Raw genomic sequence first — 22,385 nt, forward strand, 5'->3', positions numbered from 1 at the left:
CGCGCTGGCCGTCGCTCCGCGGAGTGTTCTCGACAGGAAAGCCGGGGGGGTGATAGACGTGGAGACTACCTCCATGAGCACTTCCAGCATCGAATCGACGATTCGCAACTTCCTGGTCACCTCGTTCGGATACCGGGGCGCTACCGCCGATCTCGGGTCCGAGGTCGCTTTGCTCGATCAAGGGATCCTGGACTCGACCGCCGTCCTCGAGATCGTCCAGTTCCTCGAGCAGGATCTCGGCATCCAGGTCGCCGACGAGGAGATGGTGCCGGAGAATTTCGGCTCGATCGCCAGGCTCGTCACCTACGTGAGCGGGAAGAAGAGCAGCAACTAGCCCGAACCCCGGGGGGCGCATGAGCACGCAGCACACCGCTCGTCGCGATCCGCGCTCGGATCGCTTCCTCATCGACTCCGCGCTGCGATCGTTCGCCGCCTCTCGCCCCGACCACGTCGCGCTGGTCTGCGAGGGACGGCGGATCACGTACCGGGAGCTGGACGCGCTGGCCGATCGCTGCGCCGCCCTGTTCCGCGAGGCGGGCGTGCAGCGCGGCGATCGCGTCATGGTCGCGCTCGACAACGGCGTGGACGCGGTCGTCGCGTACTACGGAGCGCTCCGGGCCGACGGCGTGCCGTCGCTGCTCGGCACCGCGATGCGACCGCGGCGCCTCGGCCAGGTGATGGAGCTCGCGGGCCCCCGCGTGCTCGTGGCGGCGCGCGGCATGCGCGAGAGCCTCGCCGCCGTGGCCGAGCTCCCGCCCGGCGCGAGGCCGGCGGCGACGTTCCTGAGCGGCGCCGCCCTCCCGGCCGCAGCCGGGCCCCCGCCCGACGGGCGCGACTTCCAGGAGGCCCTGGCCGGCGCGCCCGGGGAGCCCCCTCCGCGCCGCGCGATCGAGCTCGATCTGGCGACGCTCTGCTGGACGAGCGGCAGCACGGGCGAGTCGAAGGGGGTGATGCTGACGCACCAGAACCTCCGCAACAGCACCGCGGCCATCGGCGCGTACCTCGAGCACACGGCGGACGACGTGATCCTCTGCGTGCTGCCGCTGTCGCACACCTACGGGCTCTTCCAGCTGCTCGTGACCCACGCGTTCGGCGGGACCGTCGTGCTCGAGAAGGGCTTCTCCATGCCGTGGCCCATCGTCCAGCGGATGGCCGAGGAGCGGGCGACCGGCTTCGCGGGCGTGCCGACGATCTTCGCGTCGATGCTCTCGCTCAAGAACTTCGCGAAGGCCGATCTCTCGGCGCTCCGGTACATGACGAACGCCGCGTACGGGCTCCCGGCGCCGCAGCTCCTGCGCCTCCGCGAGCTCCTGCCCAACGTCTCCTTCTTCGCGATGTACGGCCAGACCGAGTGCACGCGCGTCTGCTACCTGCCGCCCTCCCTGGCGCTCGAGCGGCCGTCCTCCGTGGGCATCGCGATGCCGAACGAGGAGCTCTGGATCGAGCGGGAGGACGGCACGCACGCGGAGCCGGGCGAGGTGGGCGAGCTCGTCGTGCGCGGGCCGAACGTGATGCGCGGCTACTGGAGGAACCCCGACGCGACCGCGCGCGCGCTCCGGCCGGGGCCCCTCCCGGGCGAGGTCGTGCTCCACACCGGCGATCTCTTCAAGATGGACGAGGACCGGTACCTCTACTTCGTCGCGCGCAAGGACGACATCATCAAGACCCGCGGCGAGAAGGTGAGCCCCCTCGAGGTCGAGTCGGTGATCTGCAAGGTCCCGGGCGTCGTCGAGGCGGCGGTCGTCGGCGTGCCGGATCAGGTGCTCGGGGTCGCGGTGAAGGCCGCCGTGGTGAAGGCCCCTGACGCCGCGGTGACCGCCGACGACGTCCGGAAGAAGGTGCGGTCCGAGCTCGACGAGGTCGCCGTGCCCAAGTTCGTCGAGTTCATGGATTCGCTCCCCAAGACGGCGAGCGGCAAAGTCAAGAAGAGCGAGCTCATCTGATATGTGCGGTATCGCCGGCCTCATCAACCTACGCACCGACGCGCCGAACCCCGATCGCGAGCTGGCCCTCAAGATGGCGCGGGCGCTCCGCCACCGCGGCCCTGACGGCTTCGGCATCTACCGCGATCGCCACGTCGCGCTGGCCCACTCGCGCCTGTCGATCATCGACCTCGACGGCGGCTGGCAGCCGATGGCCAACGCCGAGGAGACGCTCTGGGTCTGCTTCAACGGCGAGATCTTCAACTACATCGAGCTCCGCGAGGAGCTCACGGCGAAGGGCCACCACTTCCGGACCAAGAGCGACACCGAGGCGCTGATCCACGCCTACGCCGAGTACGGCGAGGCCATGGTCGATCGGCTGAACGGCCAGTGGGCGTTCGTCATCTGGGACGTCCGGCGGAGGCGCGCGTTCTTCTCGCGCGACCGCGTCGGGATCAACCCGCTCTTCTGGACGGTCCACCGCGGCGTCCTCCGGTTCGCCAGCGAGGTGAAGTCGCTCTTCCAGGACCCCACCATCCCCCGCGCGATCTCCCGCGAGGGCCTCGACGAGGCGCTGACGTTCTGGGCGCCGACCGCCCCGCTCACGCCGTACGAGGGCATCCAGCAGATCCCGCCGGGCGCGGTGGCGACGCTCGATCTCGATCGCGACGTGGCCCCGCGCGTCTCGGTCCGCTTCCGCCCCGAGTTCCCCGCCGGGCGCGCGCCCGGCGGCGACGAGGCGGGGCTCGTGTCCAGCGTGCGCGAGGCGGTCCGCGGCGGCTCGACGATTCGCCTGCGCGCCGACGTCCCCGTCGGCAGCTACCTGAGCGGCGGGCTCGACTCCACGATCGTCGCGGCGCTCATCGCCTCCAACCGCGAGGTGCCGCTGCGCACGTTCTCGGTCGAGTTCGCCGAGCGCGAGTTCGACGAGGCCGAGTACCAGCGCGCCGCCGTGGCGCACCTCGGCACGTCGCACGCGTCGATCCAGTGCGGTGACGCCGACATCGCCGGCGTCTTCCCGGAGGTCGTCTACCACGCCGAGGCCCCGCTCCTGCGCACCGCCCCGGCGCCGCTGTTCATCCTGGCGCGCCTCGTCCGGCAGAGCGGCTACCGCGTGGTGCTGACGGGCGAGGGCGCCGACGAGTTCTTCGCCGGCTACGACATCTTCCGCGAGGACCGGGTGCGCCGCTTCTGGGCGCGCCACCCGGACAGCAAGCTCAGGCCGCAGCTCCTCCTCCGGCTCTACCCCTACCTACAGCGGTCGCCGGTCGCGCAGGTCGAGATGGCCAAGGCCTTCTTCGGGCGGAACCTCGCGCAGACGGACGACCCGTTCTACTCCCACCGCCCGCGCTGGGACGCCACGAGCCGCATCAAGCTGATGCTCGATTCCGCGATGCGCGAGGGCATCGGCGACACCGCCGCGGCCGATCGCCTGAGGGAGCAGCTGCCGCGCGACTTCATGCGCTGGACGCCGCTCGCGCGCGCGCAGTACCTGGAGATCACGACGCTGCTCTCCGGCTACCTGCTCTCCTCCCAGGGCGAGCGCATGATGATGGCGAACTCGGTCGAGGGGCGCTTCCCGTTCCTCGATCCCAACGTGATGGACGTGGCGGACGCGCTGCCGGACGCGCTCAAGCTCCGCACCCTCGACGAGAAGCACGTGCTGAAGCGCGCGATGGGCGATCTCCTGCCGCCCGGCGTCCTCGAGCGGAAGAAGCAGCCGTACCGCGCGCCCGTGGTGCAGCCCTTCTTCGGGAGCGGGACGCCGGACTATGTCGAGGCGTGCCTGTCGCCGGACGCCATCAAGGACGCCGGCATCTGGCAGGCGCAGCCCGTCGCCGCGCTCGTCGCGAAGTGCCGCAAGACCGGCGGCAAGTCGATGAGCAACACCGACGACATGGCGTTCTGCGCGATCCTCTCCACGCAGCTCATGGCGCGCGACATCATCCAGGGCGCGCGCGTCGTCTCGGCGGCCGACGACACGTCAGGCCGGCTGGGCGTCGACGTCGATCGGGTGCGCGACGCCGCGGGCTGAGCGGGTGCGCGACGCCGCGGGCTGAGCGGGCGCGCGCGGCCCCGCGCTGAGCGGCGGCGTGGCGCCGCCGGGCGCATGTGCGCCGCCCCTCAGCGGGGGAGCTTGCGTATCGTGCCGCTGCTCTCGTCCGCCCAGTACACGAACCCGCCGGCGAGCGCGATCCCGCGCGGGGTGCCGCCCTCGTACAGCGGACGAGCCCTGCCGGTGCCGTCCTTGAGCTTCCGCATCACGCGGGGCGCTCCCTGATCGGTCCAGTAGACGAACTCATCGAGCCCATCCACGGCGATGCAGTCGGGGGACGCATGCGCCACGTCATCATCCTCGTCGGCCGTCCAGACAGCCACCGCGTCCTCCGAGCCGCCCTTGGGCGCCCTCATGACGGCAGACACGTCGCTGCTGAGATCCCCGCGCGGGCTGGTGGTCCAGTAGACGTGGTCGTCGTCCACGGCGATGGCGTACGGAAACGGCTGCTCGTCGGCCAGCCGCTTCGTGTCGCGGGTCTGCCGATGCGTCTGGTTCACCGTGCCGCGCAGGCTCCTGTCGACCCAATACACGTGCTCTTGGTCGAGCGCGATGAGGTGCGGCGAAGCATCGCTGACCTCGAGGAACTCGTCGTCCGCCCATTCGCCGGGCATCAGGATCTGGCCGATGAGGCTCCCGTCGCCCGGCGTTCCGATGCCGGCCGCGCGCTGCGCCCAGAACACCGCGGTCTCGTCCGCAGCGACGCCGAGGGTCGCGAAATTCGAGTTGAAGAGCACCTGTGACGCGCGTGCTCCGTTGCGGTCCACCATCAAGACGTCCTTGTCGTTGAGGTTGGACCAGAAGACGCCGTGCTGGTTGACGGCGATCCCGTACGGAGCGTTCTGGCCGACGGCGAGCGTCGTGACAGCTCCGCCGAGGACCGACACTTTTTGCACGCTGCCGCCCATGCCTTCGCCGGCGGTCCAGTAGACCTCGCCCTGGTAGACGGTGAGGAGGTTCGCGTTCGGAGCCTCGATGGAGGGAAACCCGCGCGCGATCTCCGTGGCCCCGCTGCAGCCGGTCGCGCCGCACGCCCCGCCGTCCAGGCACACCGCGCCGCAAGCGCCGCAGTTCTGGGGGTCGTCGAGCAGGTTCACCTCGCAGTCGTCGGGGTTGCCGTCGCAGTCCGCCGTGCCGGTCGCGCACGCATCGGATCCACCGGCAGAGCTCGCGCCGGCTTCGCTCACCGTGAAGTCCCCGAGCACGCTGGTGCATGCCGCGGCGGTCATGAGGGCAACGCAGACCATCGAGCCGACTCCGAACGCCTGGCGCATCAGAAACTCCCCTTCGCTCCCGCGGAGCCGAGCCCGATCACGGGCGTGATCGATATCCCGGCGCGCTGCGGCGAGCTCGGCGCTGTGAGCAGCAGGAACGCCCCCGCGCCGACGCCCGCCGCGCCGATCGCGAACCCGATCGTCGAGAGGGTGCCCATCGCGTGGTAGCTGTCGATCTCGCCCTTGAGCGACGGGTCGCACCGGCCGGCCGGGCAGCGCTCCGAGAGATCGCCGTGCTTGCCGAGCGCGAGCACGCCGCCGACGGCGCCGGCCGCGAGCCCGGCGCCGCCGAGCCCGAGCGCGGCGATCGCCAGCACCGTGCGGCTGCCGCCGCCGGAACCGGGAGCAGGAGCGCCCTGATCTGGCAGCGGCGCCGCCGGTGGACGCGGCTTGACCGCAGGCGGCGCCACCGGCTTGAGCTGGAGCGCGACGGTCTCGCTGGCGCCCTCGGCGAGCGTCACCTTCACCTCGATCGGAGCGAACCCCGCGGCCGACGCCCGGACGACGTGGTCGCCTGGATCGACCGGCCTCCGGACCCCGAGCGCGGCGCGCGGCACCGGCGCGTCGTCGATCGTGACGGCGGCGGTGTCCGGCCCGCTCACCGAGATGAGCACCTGCGGGATCCGGGGCGCGAGCGCGTCGAGCTCGCGTTGAGCGGCCGCGATCGCCTCGAAGAACTGCTCGGGCGCCTTCTCCGGCACCCCCTCGCGGACGATGCGGCTGTACGACTCCTGGGCCGCGATCCACTGGCCCACGCCGACCTGGGCTCGGGCCACGCCGAGCAGCAGGGTCGGCGCGTGGATGATGGCGTCGGCGCGGCTGAACCGATCGAGCGCGGCCGCGAAGTCCTTTCGTTCGAGGGCCTCCTGCCCCTCCACGGCGAGCGAGCGCGCGGTCGCGCGATCGGCGTCCGAGACCTGAGCCAGCGCGGCGGGCGTGAAGGTCAGGGCGAGCAGCAAGGAAGCGATCCCTAGTCGACGAGCCATACGAAGGAGGTCCGTGCGAAGTGCTGCAGGTGAACGTCAGATGCCGAAATCCGTCGGCTTCGGCTTGCGGCGGGCGCTCCCCGGCGGCGCGGGGGAACGCGGCTTCGCCTGAGCGGGCCGGGCCGATGGCGCGCGCGGGCCGCTCGGCGCCGTCGCGGACGCCGTCGCCGAGGCCACAGCCGTCGAGGCCACAGAGGGGGCCGGCTCCGGCGCCTGCGCGGAGGCGGTGGCCGGCGCCACGACGTCGGGCCCCCGCGGCGCATCGGACACCGAAGCCGTGGGAGCGGGCTGCGCGAGCGGCTGCCCCGTCGCGTCAGGGCTCCCGCCGCGCAGGGCGAAGAACGCGACGGCCACGAGAAGGACCGCGCCCGCCGCCACGGCGGCGAGCGCGCGTCCGACGGCAGGCCGCCGGCCTGGGGGAGACACCACCGAGACCAGCGCGCTGGTGGTCTGCGGCCGCATCTGGCGGCCGGCCATCGCGGACGCGGCCTCCGCTGCTCCGGGCGAGGCCACCGTCGCGCCGGGCCCGGTCGAGGTCCGCGGAGCCTCGGCGTCCGCCGAGGCGATCAGCGTGACCGCGTCCCCGAACGAAGGCGCCGCGCTGTCGGGCCCCGCGTCGGGGAGCGCCGCGCTCTCCCTCGATCGCGGCGCGAACCCGAGCTCCACCGAGATGCGCTCGCCGGACACGCGGAACGGGCCGACGATGCTCGTCCTGGGCTCGTAGCTCTCGCTCGCGATGTCGAGCGCGATCGCGAGCGCGTCGCAGAACTCCTTCGCGCTCTGGAATCTCGCCTCCGGCTCGCGCGACGCCGCGCGGGCCCACCAGGCGTCGAAGCCAGGAGGCACGGGAGCGAATTGCGACGGCACCGGCAGCGGCTTGACCATGATCTTGAGGAGCAGATCGCCGAACGCCTCGCTGTTGAACGGGAGCTTGCCGGTGAGGCACTCGAACACGACGACGGCGAGCGACCAGAGATCCGAGCGGTGATCGATGCTCTTGGTGCCCTGCGCCTGCTCCGGGCTCATGTACGCGGGCGTCCCGAGCAGCGAGCCGGTCTTCGTGGTGGAGGTGACCTGCGGCGTGCTGTCCTTCGCGATGCCGAAATCGAGCACCTTGGCGATCTCCCTGTCGTCGTCCCGGACGAGGAAGATGTTGGCCGGCTTGAGATCGCGATGGACCAGGCCGCTCGCGTGGGCCTTGGTGAGGGCGCGCGCCACCTGCGCCGTGATCGCCATGGTGTCGTGCGGGTCGAGCCGCCCCACGCGCTGGATGCGGGTGTCGAGGTCCTCCCCCTCGAGGTACTCCATCGCGATGTACGGCGTCCCCTGCCAGACGCCGTGGTCGAGGATCTGCACGACGTGCGGGCTGCGGATCTGCGCAGCGACCTTCGCCTCACGCTCGAACCGGTGCCGCACCTCCTTGGAGACGCCCTGCGCGTTCATGAACTTGATCGCGCACGGGATGTCGAGGCCGAGGTGCTGGGCGAGCCACACCGAGCCCATCCCACCTTGCCTGAGCGGGCGCACCAGGCGAAAGCGATCGGCAACGGTGTTCCCCGCGGCGGGTGTCACGCAGCCTCCCAGACCTTCTGGAATAACACAGGTCGACATCCAGGGTCACGTTCGCGCCATGCAAAAGTGAACTGGGACCGACAGCGTGAAATGGCGCAGAAGCCCCGCCATCCCCCGCGCCCTGTATTTAGTTGCGTTGGTTGCGTCGGTTGCGTCGGTTGCGTCGGTTGCGTCGGTTACGACGCTTCGCGGCGGAAGCTAACGAGAACCCGAGCTCGCGGCGGCGGGCTCCTGCAGAGGCCGCCGCGCGGCGGGCCGGCCCGGAAGCGCGGCGCCGTCGGCCTTGTCCGTCTTGTCGGTCGCGTGGGTCTTGTCGAGCGGCGTGCCCGTCGTCCGCGCGAGCTGGCTGCCCCGCGGATCGTCCGGGAACGCGTCGAGGAACTTGCGGACGTGGTGGCGCGACTCCTCGGCGATGCCCGCACGGAACGTCAGGAGCGCGAGGTTGTAGCGCGCATCGGCGCTCCTGGGCTCGGCCTTCAGGGCGGCGAGGTAGCCTTGACGTGCGCCGTTGTAGTCGCCGCGCTTGTCGGCGATGAGCGCGAGGTTGTAGAGCACCTCGGCGTCCGAGGGATCCTGCTCGGCGAGCGGCGTGAGGCGCGCCTTCGCCCCGTCGAGATCTCCGGCCAGGATCGCGAGCGCTCCCGCGAGGAGCTGCGCCTTCCGGCCGGCGCCGGCGTCGGTCGCGCGATCCGCCTCGGCCCTGGCCTCGGCCAGGCGACCCGCGCGCTCGAGCGCGAGCGCGAGCGCATAGCGGAGCCGCGACGGGTCGCCGCCCTCCTCCAGCGCGGCCCGCGCCTCGGCCTCGGCGCGCTCGGAGCGGCCGGCGACGGCGAGCGCCTCGGCCAGGACCGCGCGCGTGCCGCTCTGCTCCGGGCACCGCTCGCGCGCGGACTCCGCGTCGCGGAGGGCGGCGCCAGCGTTGCGGGCGTGCAGCCTCGCCTCGGCGCGCAGCGCGAGGCAGGCGCACGTGGCCGGCGCGGCGGGCGCGGCGGGCGCGGCGGCGGCGGGGTGCATCCTCAGGCAGCGCGCCGCGACGCCGTCGAGCTCGTCGAGCTTGCGCCGCTCGCGGAGCGGGCTCGTGAGCTCGTCGATCGCGCGCAGGTGGGCGCCGTCGCGGCGCAGCGCTGCCCACCACATCCTCTCGCGCGACCCGAGCAGGGGCGCTGCCCCGTTCAGCTGGACGACGCCGAGGCCGATCACGACGATCGCGGCCCCCATGCGCCGGTGCTTGAAGCTCGATCCGAGCCAGCGCTCCGCGGCGGCGGCGGCGAGGGTCGCGAGCGCCGCCCACAGGGGAACGGCGACGAACACGACCCCCTGCGCGAGCGGCGCGCGAGGCCCGCGGTAGTAGAGCGTGGCCGCGAGCGCCGCGGCGATCGCGATCCACAGCAGCGCCGCGCCGTTCCTGGCGAGCCGTGTATCGAGCCGCGCGGCGAACCACGCCGACAGGCCGAGCGCCGCGGCGAGCGCGGCCGCCGAGAGCGATCCCGAGAGGGCGAGCGCGCCGGCCGGGAGCGGCTCAGGCGAGAGCCACGTGGGCGCGATCGCCAGGACCACGAGGTGCAGCGCGCGGCAGAGGTGCAGGGCGAGCTCAGCAAGCCAAGCCACGGCGTGACCTTAGCCCACCGCCCATCGCGGACCAAACGACGGAGAGGCATCGCTGCAGCGCGGCCGCCGCGGTGAGGGCGCGCTCACAGCCACGGCGCGCTCACGGCAGGGTCATCTCGACCTCGACGGAGACGCGCGATCCGGGCGGCGACACGACGAGCCCGAGCGGCATCATCCGGAGGCATTGCGCCGCGTCGGGGCGATCCATCCCTCGCACTTCGCTGATGCCGCGGGCGATTTCGTCCCCGGACGCATCGAAGGTCATGTTGAAGATGTACCTGGCGCGCGCTGGAGCCGGGTTCTTCCTGAGCGAAGGCTCCCAGCACTGCTTCACGAAGAGCGACCGGCGCGCTTCGAGCTCCTTGGCGGCATCCCCCTCGACACGCTTGTAGAGCTCGCTCGTCAGAGGCGAGGCCCCTGCCGACGCGGGGTGATGCGCAGGCAGCGAAGGGGCGGGCGCGCCCGCGGTCGCAGGCAGCGCGCCCGCGCGTGCTGTCGGGGCCTCCACGCTGGCCGACGGAGGCGCAGGTGGCGGCGGCGGCGGACGCTGCAGCCCGAGGTAGAGCCCTGCTGCGATGAAGAGGCTGCCGAGCAGGATCGCCGCGGGGGTCATCAGCTCCTTCTGCATGGTAGCGATCGGAGGGCAGGCGCCGCGCGCCTCGCGGCGCGCGAGGTCGGCCGCACAGCCCGACCTTACTGCATCGAGACGACAGCGGAGGTGTACGAATAGTCGTTGTTGGTCCAGAAGGGGCTATCGGACTTCCCGCAGAGGCCGACGTTGTACTGGCCTGGGGGCGGCGACAGCGCTGCGCTCAGCCCCATGGTGATGCGGGTGTGCGCCGGGACCTGGACCGCATAGACGCCCGTCCCTTCTGGGCTGAGCTCCCCGAGAGGCGAGAGCTGCTGAGAGCAGATCCAGAGGTGGAGCTGGTCCGCCGGGGTCGACGCGGCGCCGAGCGCCTTGTTGGAGACGACGACGACGCGCTGCCCCGAGGCGGTCACGCTCACGGTCGCGGGCGCAGCGAGGAACTGCAGCGATTTCTGAGGGGCGGCACCCGCGCCGGAAACGTAGGTGCTCGAGAGGAAACCAGGAGGCCCCTGCGGCCCCTCCGCCCCCGGCGGCCCGGCAGCGCCAGGCGGACCAGCCGGGCCGGCTGGGCCAGCCGGGCCAGCCGGGCCAGCCGGGCCAGCCGCGCCGGCCGCGCCGGGAGGGCCCGCGGGCCCCGGCGCGCCCTGCAGGCCGATCGGATCGCCGACCCACACGCCGCTGCTGTCGATGACGAGGCGACCGCCGATGGAGATCGAGTTCGGCGTGATGTCCCCCGCGACGTTGCTGGCCTGGAGCGCATACGGAACGCTCGCGATCCTGGCGCGGGGCACCATCTCGGGGTCGTCCCCCACGGTGATCCCCAGGTAGCGCGCCGTGCCGTCGAAGACCGGCTTGTCGACGGGCGCGAGCTCGCCGAGGTCGACCGAGAAATAACCCTGGTCGAACGTGATGGTGTGGAGCTCGCTCCAGACGGGCACGGGCGCGTCGGGCGCGTCGTAGAACGCGAACACCACGTCGAGCGTGTCGTCGATGGGCTGGCCCACCGGATCGAAGAGGCGTCCCTGGTGGGTGATCGTGACGGGGACCGCCGCGGCAGCGGGCCCGGACAGCGCGGTCACCGCCGCAAGGACCGGCGCGTGGATGGTTCGTACCTTCATCGCGAGCTCCCCTCGTTCGCCCTCGCGAGCCGGCGCAAGGCGCGCCGTGGCAGGCATCGCGCGGCGCGCGCCGCGATCGCGGCCGGAGCGCCGGTGATCCCGGAGCGGGCCGCGAGCCCTGCCACGATCTCGCGAAGGAGCAGCGCCTTGGATGCCAGCGGCCGACGGGCGGTTCCGATCGCGCGCCCGGTCGTCCGACGCCGCTCGGACGGGCCGCCGGCGTCACCAGCGCCGAGGCCTCGCCGCCGCGGGGCGAGATCGCCCGAGACGGCGCGCGCCCGGGTCTCTCGGCCTGCGCGCGGCGACGTGATCGCCCTCGGCGCGGCGCCGGCTACTCGAGATCGTACGGCTCGACCTTCACCTCGGCCAGCCTCGGGACGGCCGCGGCGATCGCCTCGCCGATCTGCTCGTGCGTGCCGACGACGCCGATCACGAGATCGTCCTCGGAGATCCGGCGCCGCACGGCGGCGTTCGCCTCCTCGAGCGTGACGTCCTCGATCCGCTTCAGGTAGGTCTCGTGGTACCCCTCCGGCAGATCGTACAGGAGCTCGTCGAGCTTCTGATGCACGCGCTTCCTCGCGGTGTCGATCTCGAACGCGTGCGAGCGGACGAGGTAGCGCTTCACGAACGTGAGCTCGTCCTCGGTGATCCCATCGCGCCGCAGCGCCTCGAGCAGCCCGAGCTGCAGGGAGAGGCAGGCGGCGGCGTCCTGCGCCGCGGGCGCGGTCCACATGGTGAACGCGTCGCGGTGCCGATCGAAGCCCGCGCGCGACGAGGCGCCGTAGGACCAGCCACGCTTCGCCCGTACCTCCTGCATCAGCCGCGACGAGAAGGTGCCTCCGAAGGCGGTGTTCGCGACAAGGAGCGCCATGTGATCGGGGTCGTGGGCGTCGGTGCCGAGCCCGCCGATGACCATCTGCGTCTGGGTCCGCTCGGGTTTGTCGACGAACACGACGCAACGCCCCGGCCTCGCCCCGGGATCCGTCACCGGATCGGGGATCGCATCGCCCTCGGGCAGGCCGGACAGGAGGCGCTCGGCGACCGCGTGCGCCTCGCCGGGCTCGATGTCGCCCGAGATGGCGACGATCGCGTTGCGCCGGGTGTAGTGCCGCGCATAGAACGCGGCGACGTCGTCGCGCGTGATCTCCCGCAGCGTCGGGATGGTGCCCGCGATGCGGCGGCCGTAGGGGTGCCCGGCGAACAGGGTCCGCCGGAAGGCGCGGCTGCAGAGCGAGCGATCGCTGTCGCGCGCCTCGATGAGCTCGGCCTCGGCCTCGCGCAGGAGCCGCGCGAGCTCCGGCGGCGAGAACGTCGGGCGCGCGAGGAGCGTGGCCCCGAGCTCGACGAGCCGATCGAGCGAGCGCTTGATCACCTCGAAATGCACCGTCGTCGCGCTCGTCGCCACGTCGGTGCCGAACTCCCCGCCGAGCGCGTCGATCGTCTCCTCGATCTCGTTCGCGCTGTAGCCCTCCGCGCCGCGGCGGAGCATGCGCGCCGTGATGCGCGCGAGCCCCTCGCGCCCGACAGGATCGAGCGCCGAGCCGGAGCGGAACGCGACGACGATGCTGACGATGGGGAGCGCGTGGCTCGTCTCCACGAGCACCGCGCCGTCGCGGGGCGCCACGCGACCGCCCGTCGCTCCCCTGCCCTGCCCCTCGGCGCCCCAGGCGAGGCCGCTCTTCACGCTCTGGCTCACGATGCCTCCTCGCTCTCCGCGTCCGTCCCGTCCTCGTCGCTCGTCCCGTCCGGGATCACGTGGATCACGGTCCGCGCCGAGCTCACCAGGTAGCGCCGCGCCACGCGCAGCAGATCCCCCACGGACGCCCGCCGGTAGGCGGCGAGGCGCTCGAACAGGGCAGCAGGATCGCCGAGCACCGTCTCGTAGAAGCCGATCTGCTCTGCCTTGCCGGCGACGGTCTCGAGCCCTTGCAGGACCGAGAGCTCGATGCGCGCCTTCGCCCGATCGAGCTCCGCCTCGGTGACGGGGGCGCGGCGCACCGCCTCCAGGAGCGGCTCGAGGGCCGCGAGCAGCGCCTCGCCCGTGTGCTCGCCGCGAGCCGAGAGGTAGATGTCATAGAGCGAAGGATCGCGGAACGAGCCCACCCAGCCCCGGACCTCGCTCGCGATCTCCTGCTCCTGAACGAGCGCGCGATGGACGCGCGACGACCGCCCGGAGAAGAGGATCTCGTTCAGCAGGGCGAGGGGCGCGTGGTCGAAATCCCCGAGCGCCGGCGCGCGATAGCCGATCGCGACCTTGTGCGTGGCGGTCGGCTTCGCCACCTCGGCGCGGCGCTCCGCGATCTGCGGCGGCTCGGGGCACACCTCCTCGACCGGGATCTTCGAGGGCTCCTGCGCGCCGTAGTGGTCCTGCACCCCGCGCAGCGCCTCGTCGAGCGCGACGTCGCCGACGATGACCAGCGCCGCGTTGTTGGGGGCGTAGTACGTCCGGTAGAACTCGACGCAGTCCTCGGTCGTGAAGCCCTTGATGTCCTCCATCCAGCCGATGGTCGGCCACCCGTAGGCGTGCTTGGTGAACGCCTCCTTGTAGAGCAGCTCGCTCACCGCACCGTCGACGTCGTCGTCGACCCGCTGCCTCCGCTCGTTGGCGACGACCTCCTTCTCGCTCGACACCTGCGGATCGCGGAGGACGAGCCGCGCCATGCGCTCCGCCTCGAGGCGGAGGGTGAGCGCGAGCGCGTCCTTCGGCAGGTTCGTGTGGTAGTAGGTCCAGTCGAGGAACGTCGCCGCGTTCGTCTCGGCGCCGGCCTCCTCGAGCATCCGGTCGAACGCGCCGTGAGCGACGCTCTCCGTCTCGCCGAACATGAGGTGCTCGAAGAGGTGGGCGATGCCGGTCTTGCCCACGCGCTCATGGCGCGAGCCGACGCCGAACCAGGTCTGCAGGCAGACCACGGGCGCCGAGGGGTCGACGAGCACGAGCACCTTGAGCCCGTTCCCGAGGGCGAAGCGCTCGACGCGCATCGTCGGACCGAACGCGACGGTGGCGTCGTGGCGCAGCCGGGCGAGCGGCGGGCGTTCGCGGTTCAGCTCGACGAGCATCTCGGCGAGCGGACCCGTTCGAGGGAGGGCGCTGGCGCCGGGGACCGAGTAGACAAGCGTCTCCTGCATGGCAGGCGCAGCCCATACCACGCTCAGCGCCGCGGCGCTGCGTGGCACAGGACGTCGCTCGGATCCCGCGTCGACTGGTGGCACTCCCATCGGTCGTCGTGGCAGGAGACGACGAGGATCCCCGCGTCGTACGCCTCCTTCAGGGAGGAGCCTGCCCGCTGCGCGAGCAGGTTGGACGGGGTGCGCTCGGTGCACCCCTTGCCCATGTCGACCTCGATCTTCCTGTTCCCCTTGGTCGCCTTGACGGGGTTCGGCGGGGTCTTGCCCTTGTCGGCGGTGCGCGCCGCCGCGGCAAGCTTCGGCAGGATGCCCTCGAGGTAGGGCTTGTCGACGAGCGGGTCGGTCGACCGCGGCGACACCATGGCGAGCGTGTACTGGATCGCCATCATCTGCTGCTCTGCCGGCGCGCTCGGCTGGATCGGCCCGCTCGACCCGATCGGGATCGGCCGCGGCGGCATGTCCCGCTTCGCGGCCTCCGTGGCCGCGGGGGCCGCCGCGGCGCTCGGGGCCGGCGCCGCGCTGTCCGCGGCCGGCGGCGCGGAGGCTGAGGCGGACGCTCGAGGCGCCGTGGCGCGCTGATCGTCGCACGCGAGGACGGCGAGGCCGAGGGCGAGGGCGAAGGCAGGGAACGCCGCGCGGAGCTCGCGCGGCCGGACGGGGGCGGGCTGCATGGGCGGCTTATACGAGCGCGCGCCGCGCGCCGCCACGCTCGCGTGGCCGCGCGGCGCGGCGAGGCGCGCGCTGACCGGCGCCCCCGCGCGTCAGTCGATCTTCAGGATGGCGAGGAACGCCTCCTGCGGGATCTCGACGCTCCCGACCATCTTCATCCGCTTCTTGCCCTCCTTCTGCTTCTCGAGGAGCTTGCGTTTGCGGCTGATGTCGCCGCCATAGCACTTGGCGGTCACGTCCTTGCGCATCGCCTTCACGGTCGTCCGCGCGATGACCTTCGACCCGATCGCCGCCTGGATCGCGACCTCGTACTGCTGGCGCGGCACGATGTCCTTGAGCTTCACCGCGAGGTCCCGGCCCCTGGCGTACGCCTTGTCCCGGTGCACGATGACGCTGAGGGCGTCGAGCGGGTCGCCGCTCACCAGCATGTCCAGCTTGATGAGATCGTCGGCGCGGTACCCGACGAGCTCGTAGTCCATCGACGCGTAGCCGCGCGACACGCTCTTCAGCTTGTCGTGGAAGTCGAAGAGCACCTCGCTGAGGGGCATGTCGTAGGTGATGATCACGCGGTCGGACGAGGCGTACTGGATCGACTTCTGCTCCCCGCGCCGCTCCTGGCACAGGGCGAGGACCGCGCCGACGTACGTCGACGGCACGTGGACGGTCATCCGGAAGATCGGCTCCTCGATGCGATCGGTGAGGTTCGGCGGCGGGAGCTTCGCGGGGTTCTCGATCGACTTCATCGAGCCGTCGTTCAGGTAGCAGTGGTAGACGACGCTCGGCGCGGTCGTGATGAGGTCGAGGTTGTACTCGCGCTCCAGCCGCTCCTGGATGATCTCCATGTGGAGAAGGCCGAGGAAGCCGCACCGGAAGCCGAACCCGAGCGCCTCGGAGGTGTCGGGCTCGAAGACGAACGCGGCGTCGTTCATGTGGAGCTTCGACAGGGCGTCGCGGAGGTCCTCGTACTGGGCCGAGTCCGTCGGGAAGATCCCGGCGAAGACCATCGGCTTGACCTCCTTGAAGCCGGGGAGCGGCGTCGTCGCGGGGTGGACGGCGTCGGTCACCGTGTCGCCGATCTTCGTGTCGACGACGCTCTTGATGTTGCCGACGAGGAAGCCGACCTCCCCTGGCCCGAGCTCGGTGATGGCGGTCGCGTGGGGCGTGAACACGCCCATCTCCGTGACCTCGTAGTCGCGGCCGGTCGCCATGAAGCGGACCTTCTGGCCCTTCCGGATGATGCCGTCGACGACGCGCACCATGACGACCGCGCCGCGGTAGCTGTCGTACCAGCTGTCGAAGATGAGGGCGCGGGGCGCCGCGTTCGGGTCGCCCTTCGGCGCCGGGATGCGCTCGACCACCGCCTCGAGGATCTCCGCGATGCCGATCCCCGTCTTGGCGCTGGCGGGGATGGCGCCGGAGCAGTCGAGGCCGATGACGTCCTCGATCTCGCGCGTCGTCCGGTCGACGTCGGCCGAGGGGAGGTCGATCTTGTTGAGGACCGGGAGGATCGAGAGGTTGTTGTCCAGGGCGAGGAAGACGTTCGCGAGGGTCTGCGCCTCGACGCCCTGGGTGGCATCGACGACGAGCAGCGCGCCCTCGCACGCCTGGAGGCTGCGCGAGACCTCGTAGTTGAAGTCGACGTGCCCGGGCGTATCGATGAGGTGCAGCCGGTACGTCTGGCCGTCCTTCGCTGTGTAATCCAGGCGAACGGTCTGGGCCTTGATCGTGATCCCCCGCTCACGCTCGATGTCCATCTTGTCGAGGAACTGCTCCTTCTGCTCGCGGGCGGTGAGCGCTCCGGTCACGTCGAGGATGCGGTCGGCGAGCGTGGACTTGCCGTGGTCGATGTGGGCGATGATCGAGAAGTTGCGGATGAGCTTGGAATCAACGGGCATAGCGAGCTTCAGGGCGCGGCGACCTGACCAGCGTTAGCGGCCGCAGCGCGCGGCCTCGACCGAGGTGCGAGGGAGCGGACTGGAACGTCCGGGCCCTCAGGGGGAGCGAGCCGCGGCGCGCGGCTCTACGAGCGCCGCGGGAAATGGTGGACCGCGGCGCGGCTGCTCCTAGCGCGACCCGCGCCGCGAAGCTATCCACCCCGAGCGACCGGCGCCCAGGCGTCCGGCACCGGAGCCTTGCGGCCCCCGGCGACGGTCATTTCTTCGGGATCGGCGGCGCGGCGACCGGCGGGCTCTCCAGGGACATCTGCCCTGGCAGCACGTGCTCGTAGTGCTTGAGGACCATATCTATCCCTTCGCGGATGTAGACCGCGATCGGGACCTTGGTGCGTTCGTGCAGGATCTTCAGCCGCTCGGCCTGCTCGGGCGTGATGTAGATGGTCGTCGAGACTTTCTTCCGCGACATGTCACGCCCGGGAGGGTAACCCGCCAGTCTCGAAGGGGACGACTGACAAGACGTTACCCTAGATGCCGGTACGTATGATGTCAATCGGAATGGCGCCACCCCGCTCGCCGGGGTGCGGGGATCGGCCGGGCTGGGCCGCGGGTCGCGTCCGTTGCGTCCGTTGCGTCCGTTGCGTCCGTCGCGTCCGTCGCGTCCGTCGCGTCCGTCGCGTCCGTCGTGTCCGTTGCGCCCGTCGCGTCCGTCGCGTTCAGTGGGGCTTCTTGATGTGCGCGCGGGCCGCGGTCTAGACTGCGGCTTGAAGCTGGTCCGCGTCGGGACGGCTCGCCCGGCGCGTCGAGCTTCTGTCCCGAGGGTTCCGGGCTGGCCGGAGGAATCTCTTGATGACGCGATTCCCGCTCACCTGGCGGTCGTCCAGGTGCTCGCTTGTGGCCCTGATCACCATTTCGGTCACCTCCTGCGCGTCCTCGACGCCGGACCCCTCGAGCGCGAAGGGCTCCACCAACGAACGGGACACGGCGGTCGTCCACGAGCCCTGCGACAAGGACTCCGCCTCTGCGGAGAAGGTCGATGTGAACGGCGACGGGATACCCGACATCATCCACGTGAAGCAAGACGGCCGGGAGGTCTGTCGGGTCGTCGACCTGAACCTGGACGGCGCGATCGACGCCTTCATCTACTACGACGCCAAGGGGGTGGAACGGCGGCGCGAATCGGACTTCGACCGCGACGGGCGGGCCGACGAGATCGCTCACTACGAGCGCGGCGCCGTCGTGTTGAAGGAGCGCGAGACCAACTTCGACGACAAGCTCGACACCTGGGACTACTACGAGGGTCCGCGCCTCGCGCGCCGCGAGCGCGACTCCGACGGCGATGGGATCGTCGACCAGTGGTGGCAGTTCAACAACCCGAACGACGCGAAGTGCGCGGTCGTGGCGAGCGATCAGAACGCCGACGGCAAGGCCGATCCCGGAAGCGTGGTGGATCTCTGCGCCGAGTCGTACGGCGCGCCGAAAGCGCCGCTGCCCCCGCCGGGCGGCGCCGCGCCCACGGAGGGAGGGGCGGGCGCAGGGCAGCCTGCGGCCGCCGGAGCGCCGGGCGCCCCGCCCACAGCTGCCCCCGCCGCGGGCGCGGCTGCTGCATCGGCGACCGCCGCGCCCACCGCTGCCCCCGCGGGCGCGGCTGCATCGGCGACCACCGCGCCCGCGGGCTCCGCGCCCGGCCAGCCGGCCGCCAAGAAGGGACCGTGACATGAGGAGACAAGCGCTCATCGCGCTGGCCACGCTCAGCCTGCTCGGCGCGGCGTGCGGCTCGGATCCAGGGTTCGAAGGCGCGAAGGCGCCGAGGGTCGAGGCGGCTCGCAACGCCGACGGCAGCATCGACGATCGCTCGATGTGCGACTGGAAGGGCAAAGAAGATCGCGAGACGAGCGAGACCGCCGGGCCAGGCGCGATCCAGCCCAACGTGCGGCGCGTCTGGCAGATCGTGGGCACCGGCGAAGACCGCCAGAGGGCGCTCGTCTGCCGCGAGATCGACACCAACTTCGACGGGGTGAAGGACGTCGTCCGCAAGTACAACGACAAGGGCGAGAGCCTTCACGAGGAGTCCGACTCGAACTACGATGGCCGGATCGACACATGGCTCACGTTCGCCGGCGGAAGGCTGGCCGAGGTGAAGGTCGACTCCGATCGCGACGGCAACCCCGACGAGTGGAAGTACTACAGCGGCGGCAAGCTCGCGCGCATCAAGCGCGACACGAACCGCGACGGCAAGCCGGACGTCTGGGAGATCTACCGCATGGGGCGGCTCGAGCGGATGGGCGTGGACATCGACGCCGACGAGCGGGTCGATCGGTGGGATCACGACAACGAGCTGAAGCGCCGCCTCGAGGACGAGGAGCGCAAGAAAGAAGAGGAGGCCACCGCTGCAGCCGCGAAGAAGGCTGCGGAAGATCAGGCGGCCGCGGACAAGGCAAACGAGGCCGTGGGCGACAGCGGGAGCGCGGCGCCCTCCAGCGACAAGAAGAAATAGAGCGCGCCTCCTTCGAGCCGAGGTGCGGCCAACCTCGCCCCCTGCCCTGACGGCGCAAGCGCGCGCAGGTGCTCCTGCCGCCGCGGGCGTTCGCCAGGGCAGGCGCGCCGGCGTCGGCCTCGGATCCCAGCGGCGTACCGCCCAGGTCGGTCGACGCGGCGCGAGGGGCGTGCTTATCAGTGCCGTCGGCCGACACCATCGCGTCGGCGTAGGTCCCGAGCACACCATGGAAGAACGTCTGCAGAAGATCATCGCGCGCGCCGGCGTCGCCTCGCGCCGCGCATCGGAGGAGCTCATCCTCGCCGGGCGGGTGCGCGTGAACGGGCGCGTCGTGACCGAGCTCGGCTTGAAGGCCGACCGGCAAAAAGACCGCATCGAGGTCGACGGCAAGCGCCTCGTCTCCGAGGCGCCGGTCTATGTCGCGCTGCACAAGCCGCGGAACGTCGTCTCGACGATGCGCGATCCCGAGGGGCGCCCGACGGTCGCCGACCACGTGCGCGGCACGGGCGCGCGGCTCTACCCCGTGGGTCGGCTCGACTTCGCGACGAGCGGCATCCTCCTCATGACGAACGACGGCGACTTCGCCAACGCGCTGCTCCATCCGCGCGGCGGCGTGCCGAAGACCTACGTCCTGAAGGTCCAGGGCGTCATGAGCGAGGACGATCTCACGCCGTGGCGCGAGGGGATCCGCCTCGAGGATGGCGTCACGCTGCCGGCCGAGGCGCGGCTGCTCCGCCACGAGGGCGACAAGACGTGGCTCGAGGTGACCCTCCGCGAGGGCCGCAACCAGCAGATCCGGCGCATGGGCGAGGCGACCGGCTGGCCCGTGATGCGCCTGGCCCGGACGACGTTCGCCGGGGTGAGCTCGGAACGCCTCCGGCCGGGAGAGTGGCGCGCCTTGACGGTGGATGAGCTCCTCCACATCCGCGAGGCGTTCGGCGTGCCCAAGCGGATCCGCGGCGCGGTGATGGGCGCGTCGTCGGGTCCGGTCGACCACCGCCGCACGGCCAGCTCGGCCCGGTCAGGCGCGAAGGCGTCACCTCGGCCTGCACAGGAAGCCGCTGGTGCCGCCGCGCGCAGCCGGGGACCGGCGCAGCCGAGGGTTCGCTCCAGAGCCAACGCCGACGCCCCGAGCGCACCTGGTCAGGGCCCGGCCGGGCGGATGGCTCGCGCCAGGACCGACGCCGCCCCGAGCACGCCCGCCCGGAGCCAGGCCGGGAGGACGGCTCGCTCCAGGACCGACGCCGCTCCGAGCGCGCCCGCCCGGAGCCAGGCCGGGAGGACGGCTCGCTCCAGGACGGACGTCGCCGCGCCGGCGACGCCCGGACCGGGCGCCGCTAGATCTGCGCGAAGCGTCCGCTCCGAAACGAAGCCTCGAGCAGCTGAGACACGCGCGCCTCGAGCTCGCGGGCGCGAGCGTCGTTGATGCCGGCGAGCGCCTGTTTGATCTCGCCGAGCGCCTTCAGCTGACTGAACAGCTGGACGTCGCCGAGCGAGGCGCCGCCCGTGAGGATCTGCCGGATCCGATCGATCTCCGCGGCGAGCGCTTCCACGCCGACGCCGAGCGCGCCGACGCGGCGGCGATCCGGGTGCTCGCGAAAGAAGGCCTCGAGCACTGGCTGCACGATGCCCTCGAGGATCGCCGCCTGATCCTGGTTGTTCCAGATGTGCTTGAGCACGAAGAAGTCGCTCGCGTCGGTCGTCTGGCGGCCATCGAGGTAAGCGCTCGCCGCGAAGAGCTTGAGCATCTTCACGACACGACGATCCGAGAGCGATATCCCTTCGGCGCGGATCTGGAACACCAGCCCCTTGTAGGCCGACAGGAACGCATCGCCGAAGTTCATCCGCGCGCCGAACCCTCGGCCGAGCTCGGCGAGCTCGCGCGCCGCGACGAGCGGGCGAAGCGGCTCGCCGGCCATGTGCCGGATCTCCTGCTGGATGCCGCGCTGGAGCAGCTCGCTGAAGTGGTAGGCGTCGAGGTTGTCGGACTGCACCCGCAGGAGGAAGCGGTCGAAGATCGCGGTCAGCGTCTCGTCGCCGGGCACCTCGTTCGAGGCGGCGAAGACGCTGATGAGCGGGCAGCGGAGCACCTGGCCGCCGCTCGCGAACTTGCGCTCGTTCAGCAGCGTGAGCAGCGCGTTCAGGATGGCGCTGTTCGACTTGAAGACCTCGTCGAGGAAGACGATCTCCGCCTCCGGGAGCATCCCCGAGGTGTTCCGGCGGTAGACGCCCTCGCGAAAAGCACCGATGTCGACCGGGCCGAAGATCTCGTTCGGCTCGGTGAAGCGCGTGAGCAGGTACTCGAAGTACCGGGCCTGCATCAGCTCGGCGAGCGTGCGGATGAGCGCGCTCTTCGCGGTCCCAGGCGGGCCGAGGAGCACGCAGTGCTCGCCCGCGACGACCGCGATCATGAGCAGGCGGATGATCTCGTCCTTGCCTAGGAACTGCCGCTCGAGGCTATGGGCAAGCAGGCGCAGGCGCTCGTGGAGCGGAGCGGACATGAGGCGAATCCTCGTATCACAGGCCCGCCGCCTGGCGCACCGTTCGGCGCATCGCCCCGTGCGTTCCCACGACGCCAGCGCGCCGAGCGGTTGAGCAAAACGTTGAGCTGAACGTTAAACAAAACACAGAGGCCGGTGGGTCACACCGGCCTCGCAGGGTCTGCTCGCTGCCGCAGAGCCTATGTCGTGGAGCGGGAGACGGGATTTGAACCCGCGACGTCAACCTTGGCAAGGTTGCACTCTACCACTGAGTTACTCCCGCAGATGTCAATCACTTAATTCAGGAAACCACTTCTAAAGGCGTTTGTCGGAAAAATCCTGATTCGCGCCGGGTCATCACCGGAGGTTCGCTCCGTCGATGCGTGGCGGATGAGTACCAATCGGCGTGGTGGGAGTCAAGCTCTCAACAACAAAACCTCGAAACTTCCGTCGCCGGCAGGTTGCACGGCCGCTCTGGTCGAGTATTGTGTGGCCATTGCGAGCGAGGGGGCTCGCCAAGCAGCACCGCGAACGGTGCCGCTCACAAAAGCCTTCGCGTTCGCGACAGCGGCACCGTGTGGGGGGCTCTTACATCA

Annotated in this window: 18 protein-coding genes and 1 tRNA gene; 6 read left to right on the forward strand and 13 right to left on the reverse strand. The window is 71.3% G+C overall.

Going from position 1 to position 22,385, the window contains the following annotated elements:
- Positions 1-73 precede the first annotated feature (73 nt).
- The 3 genes from WMF22_RS21190 to asnB are packed head-to-tail and all read left to right on the forward strand — an operon-like array spanning position 74 to position 3,957.
- The gene (locus WMF22_RS21190; protein WP_012236454.1) at positions 74-334 is read left to right on the forward strand and encodes an acyl carrier protein; all 261 of its coding nucleotides are present in this window, start codon (positions 74-76) and stop codon (positions 332-334) included.
- Positions 335-353: 19 nt separating this feature from the next.
- Complete coding sequence (locus tag WMF22_RS21195; RefSeq protein ID WP_438036827.1) at positions 354-1,943, forward strand: class I adenylate-forming enzyme family protein; 1,590 nt, start codon at positions 354-356, stop codon at positions 1,941-1,943.
- Between the two features lies 1 nt (position 1,944).
- The gene (gene asnB, locus WMF22_RS21200) at positions 1,945-3,957 is read left to right on the forward strand and encodes an asparagine synthase (glutamine-hydrolyzing) (RefSeq protein ID WP_438036828.1); all 2,013 of its coding nucleotides are present in this window, start codon (positions 1,945-1,947) and stop codon (positions 3,955-3,957) included.
- Positions 3,958-4,046: 89 nt separating this feature from the next.
- Here the strand turns inward: asnB and WMF22_RS21205 are convergent, their stop codons facing one another.
- From WMF22_RS21205 to WMF22_RS21255, 11 genes are all read right to left on the reverse strand, one after another.
- The gene (locus WMF22_RS21205; RefSeq protein WP_438036829.1) at positions 4,047-5,252 is read right to left on the reverse strand and encodes a lipoprotein receptor; all 1,206 of its coding nucleotides are present in this window, start codon (positions 5,250-5,252) and stop codon (positions 4,047-4,049) included.
- Positions 5,252-6,211, reverse strand: a complete 960-nt coding sequence (locus WMF22_RS21210) for a hypothetical protein (protein WP_437300854.1) — start codon at positions 6,209-6,211, stop codon at positions 5,252-5,254. Before WMF22_RS21210 ends, WMF22_RS21205 begins: the two co-directional genes overlap by 1 nt.
- Positions 6,212-6,274: 63 nt before the next feature.
- Positions 6,275-7,810, reverse strand: coding sequence for a protein kinase domain-containing protein (locus WMF22_RS21215; RefSeq protein ID WP_437300855.1), 1,536 nt, complete (start codon positions 7,808-7,810; stop codon positions 6,275-6,277).
- Positions 7,811-8,008: 198 nt separating this feature from the next.
- The gene (locus WMF22_RS21220; RefSeq protein ID WP_438036830.1) at positions 8,009-9,418 is read right to left on the reverse strand and encodes a tetratricopeptide repeat protein; all 1,410 of its coding nucleotides are present in this window, start codon (positions 9,416-9,418) and stop codon (positions 8,009-8,011) included.
- 100 nt (positions 9,419-9,518) lie between these two features.
- Positions 9,519-10,046: a hypothetical protein gene (locus tag WMF22_RS21225; protein ID WP_438036831.1), complete on the reverse strand. Its 528-nt coding sequence runs from the start codon at positions 10,044-10,046 to the stop codon at positions 9,519-9,521.
- A gap of 65 nt (positions 10,047-10,111) precedes the next feature.
- Positions 10,112-11,125, reverse strand: coding sequence for a collagen-like protein (locus WMF22_RS21230; protein WP_438036832.1), 1,014 nt, complete (start codon positions 11,123-11,125; stop codon positions 10,112-10,114).
- Between the two features lie 331 nt (positions 11,126-11,456).
- Positions 11,457-12,821 (reverse strand): M16 family metallopeptidase, encoded by a 1,365-nt coding sequence (locus WMF22_RS21235; protein ID WP_437300859.1) that lies wholly within the window; start codon positions 12,819-12,821, stop codon positions 11,457-11,459.
- Positions 12,818-14,251, reverse strand: a complete 1,434-nt coding sequence (locus WMF22_RS21240) for a M16 family metallopeptidase (protein ID WP_438036833.1) — start codon at positions 14,249-14,251, stop codon at positions 12,818-12,820. The genes WMF22_RS21235 and WMF22_RS21240 overlap by 4 nt, the downstream gene beginning before the upstream one ends.
- Positions 14,252-14,274: 23 nt before the next feature.
- A complete protein-coding gene (locus WMF22_RS21245) occupies positions 14,275-14,922 on the reverse strand; it encodes a hypothetical protein (RefSeq protein ID WP_438036834.1) in 648 nt (215 codons plus the stop codon).
- Between the two features lie 90 nt (positions 14,923-15,012).
- On the reverse strand, positions 15,013-16,815 hold the full coding sequence (gene lepA, locus WMF22_RS21250; RefSeq protein WP_438036835.1) for a translation elongation factor 4: 1,803 nt from the start codon (positions 16,813-16,815) through the stop codon (positions 15,013-15,015).
- 256 nt (positions 16,816-17,071) lie between these two features.
- On the reverse strand, positions 17,072-17,281 hold the full coding sequence (locus WMF22_RS21255) for a ribbon-helix-helix domain-containing protein (protein ID WP_012236467.1): 210 nt from the start codon (positions 17,279-17,281) through the stop codon (positions 17,072-17,074).
- Positions 17,282-17,661: 380 nt separating this feature from the next.
- Between WMF22_RS21255 and WMF22_RS21260 the strand changes: the two genes are divergently transcribed.
- From WMF22_RS21260 to WMF22_RS21270, 3 genes are all read left to right on the forward strand, one after another.
- Positions 17,662-18,528: a hypothetical protein gene (locus tag WMF22_RS21260; RefSeq protein WP_437300863.1), complete on the forward strand. Its 867-nt coding sequence runs from the start codon at positions 17,662-17,664 to the stop codon at positions 18,526-18,528.
- Position 18,529: 1 nt separating this feature from the next.
- Positions 18,530-19,309, forward strand: a complete 780-nt coding sequence (locus tag WMF22_RS21265) for a hypothetical protein (protein ID WP_437300864.1) — start codon at positions 18,530-18,532, stop codon at positions 19,307-19,309.
- A gap of 226 nt (positions 19,310-19,535) precedes the next feature.
- Positions 19,536-20,735, forward strand: coding sequence for a pseudouridine synthase (locus WMF22_RS21270; RefSeq protein WP_438036836.1), 1,200 nt, complete (start codon positions 19,536-19,538; stop codon positions 20,733-20,735).
- On the opposite strand, the gene WMF22_RS21275 is transcribed toward WMF22_RS21270, so the two are convergent.
- Both WMF22_RS21275 and WMF22_RS21280 read right to left on the reverse strand, forming a co-directional pair.
- Positions 20,647-21,810 carry an AAA family ATPase gene (locus tag WMF22_RS21275; protein WP_012236471.1) on the reverse strand — a complete coding sequence of 388 codons (1,164 nt, stop codon included), beginning with the start codon at positions 21,808-21,810 and terminating at the stop codon, positions 20,647-20,649. The genes WMF22_RS21270 and WMF22_RS21275 overlap by 89 nt on opposite strands.
- 187 nt (positions 21,811-21,997) lie before the next feature.
- A tRNA-Gly gene (locus WMF22_RS21280) sits at positions 21,998-22,072 on the reverse strand.
- Between the last annotated feature and the right edge of the window lie 313 nt (positions 22,073-22,385).

The organism is Sorangium sp. So ce204 (assembly GCF_051526795.1).
Classification (GTDB): Bacteria; Myxococcota_A; Polyangia; order Polyangiales; family Polyangiaceae; genus Sorangium; species Sorangium cellulosum_B.

Excerpts from the sequence above, each read along its gene's own strand:
- WMF22_RS21195 (WP_438036827.1), top strand. The coding sequence starts at position 354 with ATGAGCACGCAGCACACCGCTCGTCGCGATCCGCGCTCGGATCGCTTC.
- WMF22_RS21190 (WP_012236454.1), top strand. The coding sequence starts at position 74 with ATGAGCACTTCCAGCATCGAATCGACGATTCGCAACTTCCTGGTCACC.
- WMF22_RS21230 (WP_438036832.1), bottom strand. The coding sequence starts at position 11,125 with ATGAAGGTACGAACCATCCACGCGCCGGTCCTTGCGGCGGTGACCGCG.
- WMF22_RS21260 (WP_437300863.1), top strand. The coding sequence starts at position 17,662 with ATGACGCGATTCCCGCTCACCTGGCGGTCGTCCAGGTGCTCGCTTGTG.
- WMF22_RS21255 (WP_012236467.1), bottom strand. The coding sequence starts at position 17,281 with ATGTCGCGGAAGAAAGTCTCGACGACCATCTACATCACGCCCGAGCAG.
- WMF22_RS21245 (WP_438036834.1), bottom strand. The coding sequence starts at position 14,922 with ATGCAGCCCGCCCCCGTCCGGCCGCGCGAGCTCCGCGCGGCGTTCCCT.
- WMF22_RS21240 (WP_438036833.1), bottom strand. The coding sequence starts at position 14,251 with ATGCAGGAGACGCTTGTCTACTCGGTCCCCGGCGCCAGCGCCCTCCCT.
- WMF22_RS21205 (WP_438036829.1), bottom strand. The coding sequence starts at position 5,252 with ATGCGCCAGGCGTTCGGAGTCGGCTCGATGGTCTGCGTTGCCCTCATG.
- asnB (WP_438036828.1), top strand. The coding sequence starts at position 1,945 with ATGTGCGGTATCGCCGGCCTCATCAACCTACGCACCGACGCGCCGAAC.
- WMF22_RS21275 (WP_012236471.1), bottom strand. The coding sequence starts at position 21,810 with ATGTCCGCTCCGCTCCACGAGCGCCTGCGCCTGCTTGCCCATAGCCTC.
- WMF22_RS21225 (WP_438036831.1), bottom strand. The coding sequence starts at position 10,046 with ATGCAGAAGGAGCTGATGACCCCCGCGGCGATCCTGCTCGGCAGCCTC.
- WMF22_RS21270 (WP_438036836.1), top strand. The coding sequence starts at position 19,536 with ATGGAAGAACGTCTGCAGAAGATCATCGCGCGCGCCGGCGTCGCCTCG.
- lepA (WP_438036835.1), bottom strand. The coding sequence starts at position 16,815 with ATGCCCGTTGATTCCAAGCTCATCCGCAACTTCTCGATCATCGCCCAC.
- WMF22_RS21265 (WP_437300864.1), top strand. The coding sequence starts at position 18,530 with ATGAGGAGACAAGCGCTCATCGCGCTGGCCACGCTCAGCCTGCTCGGC.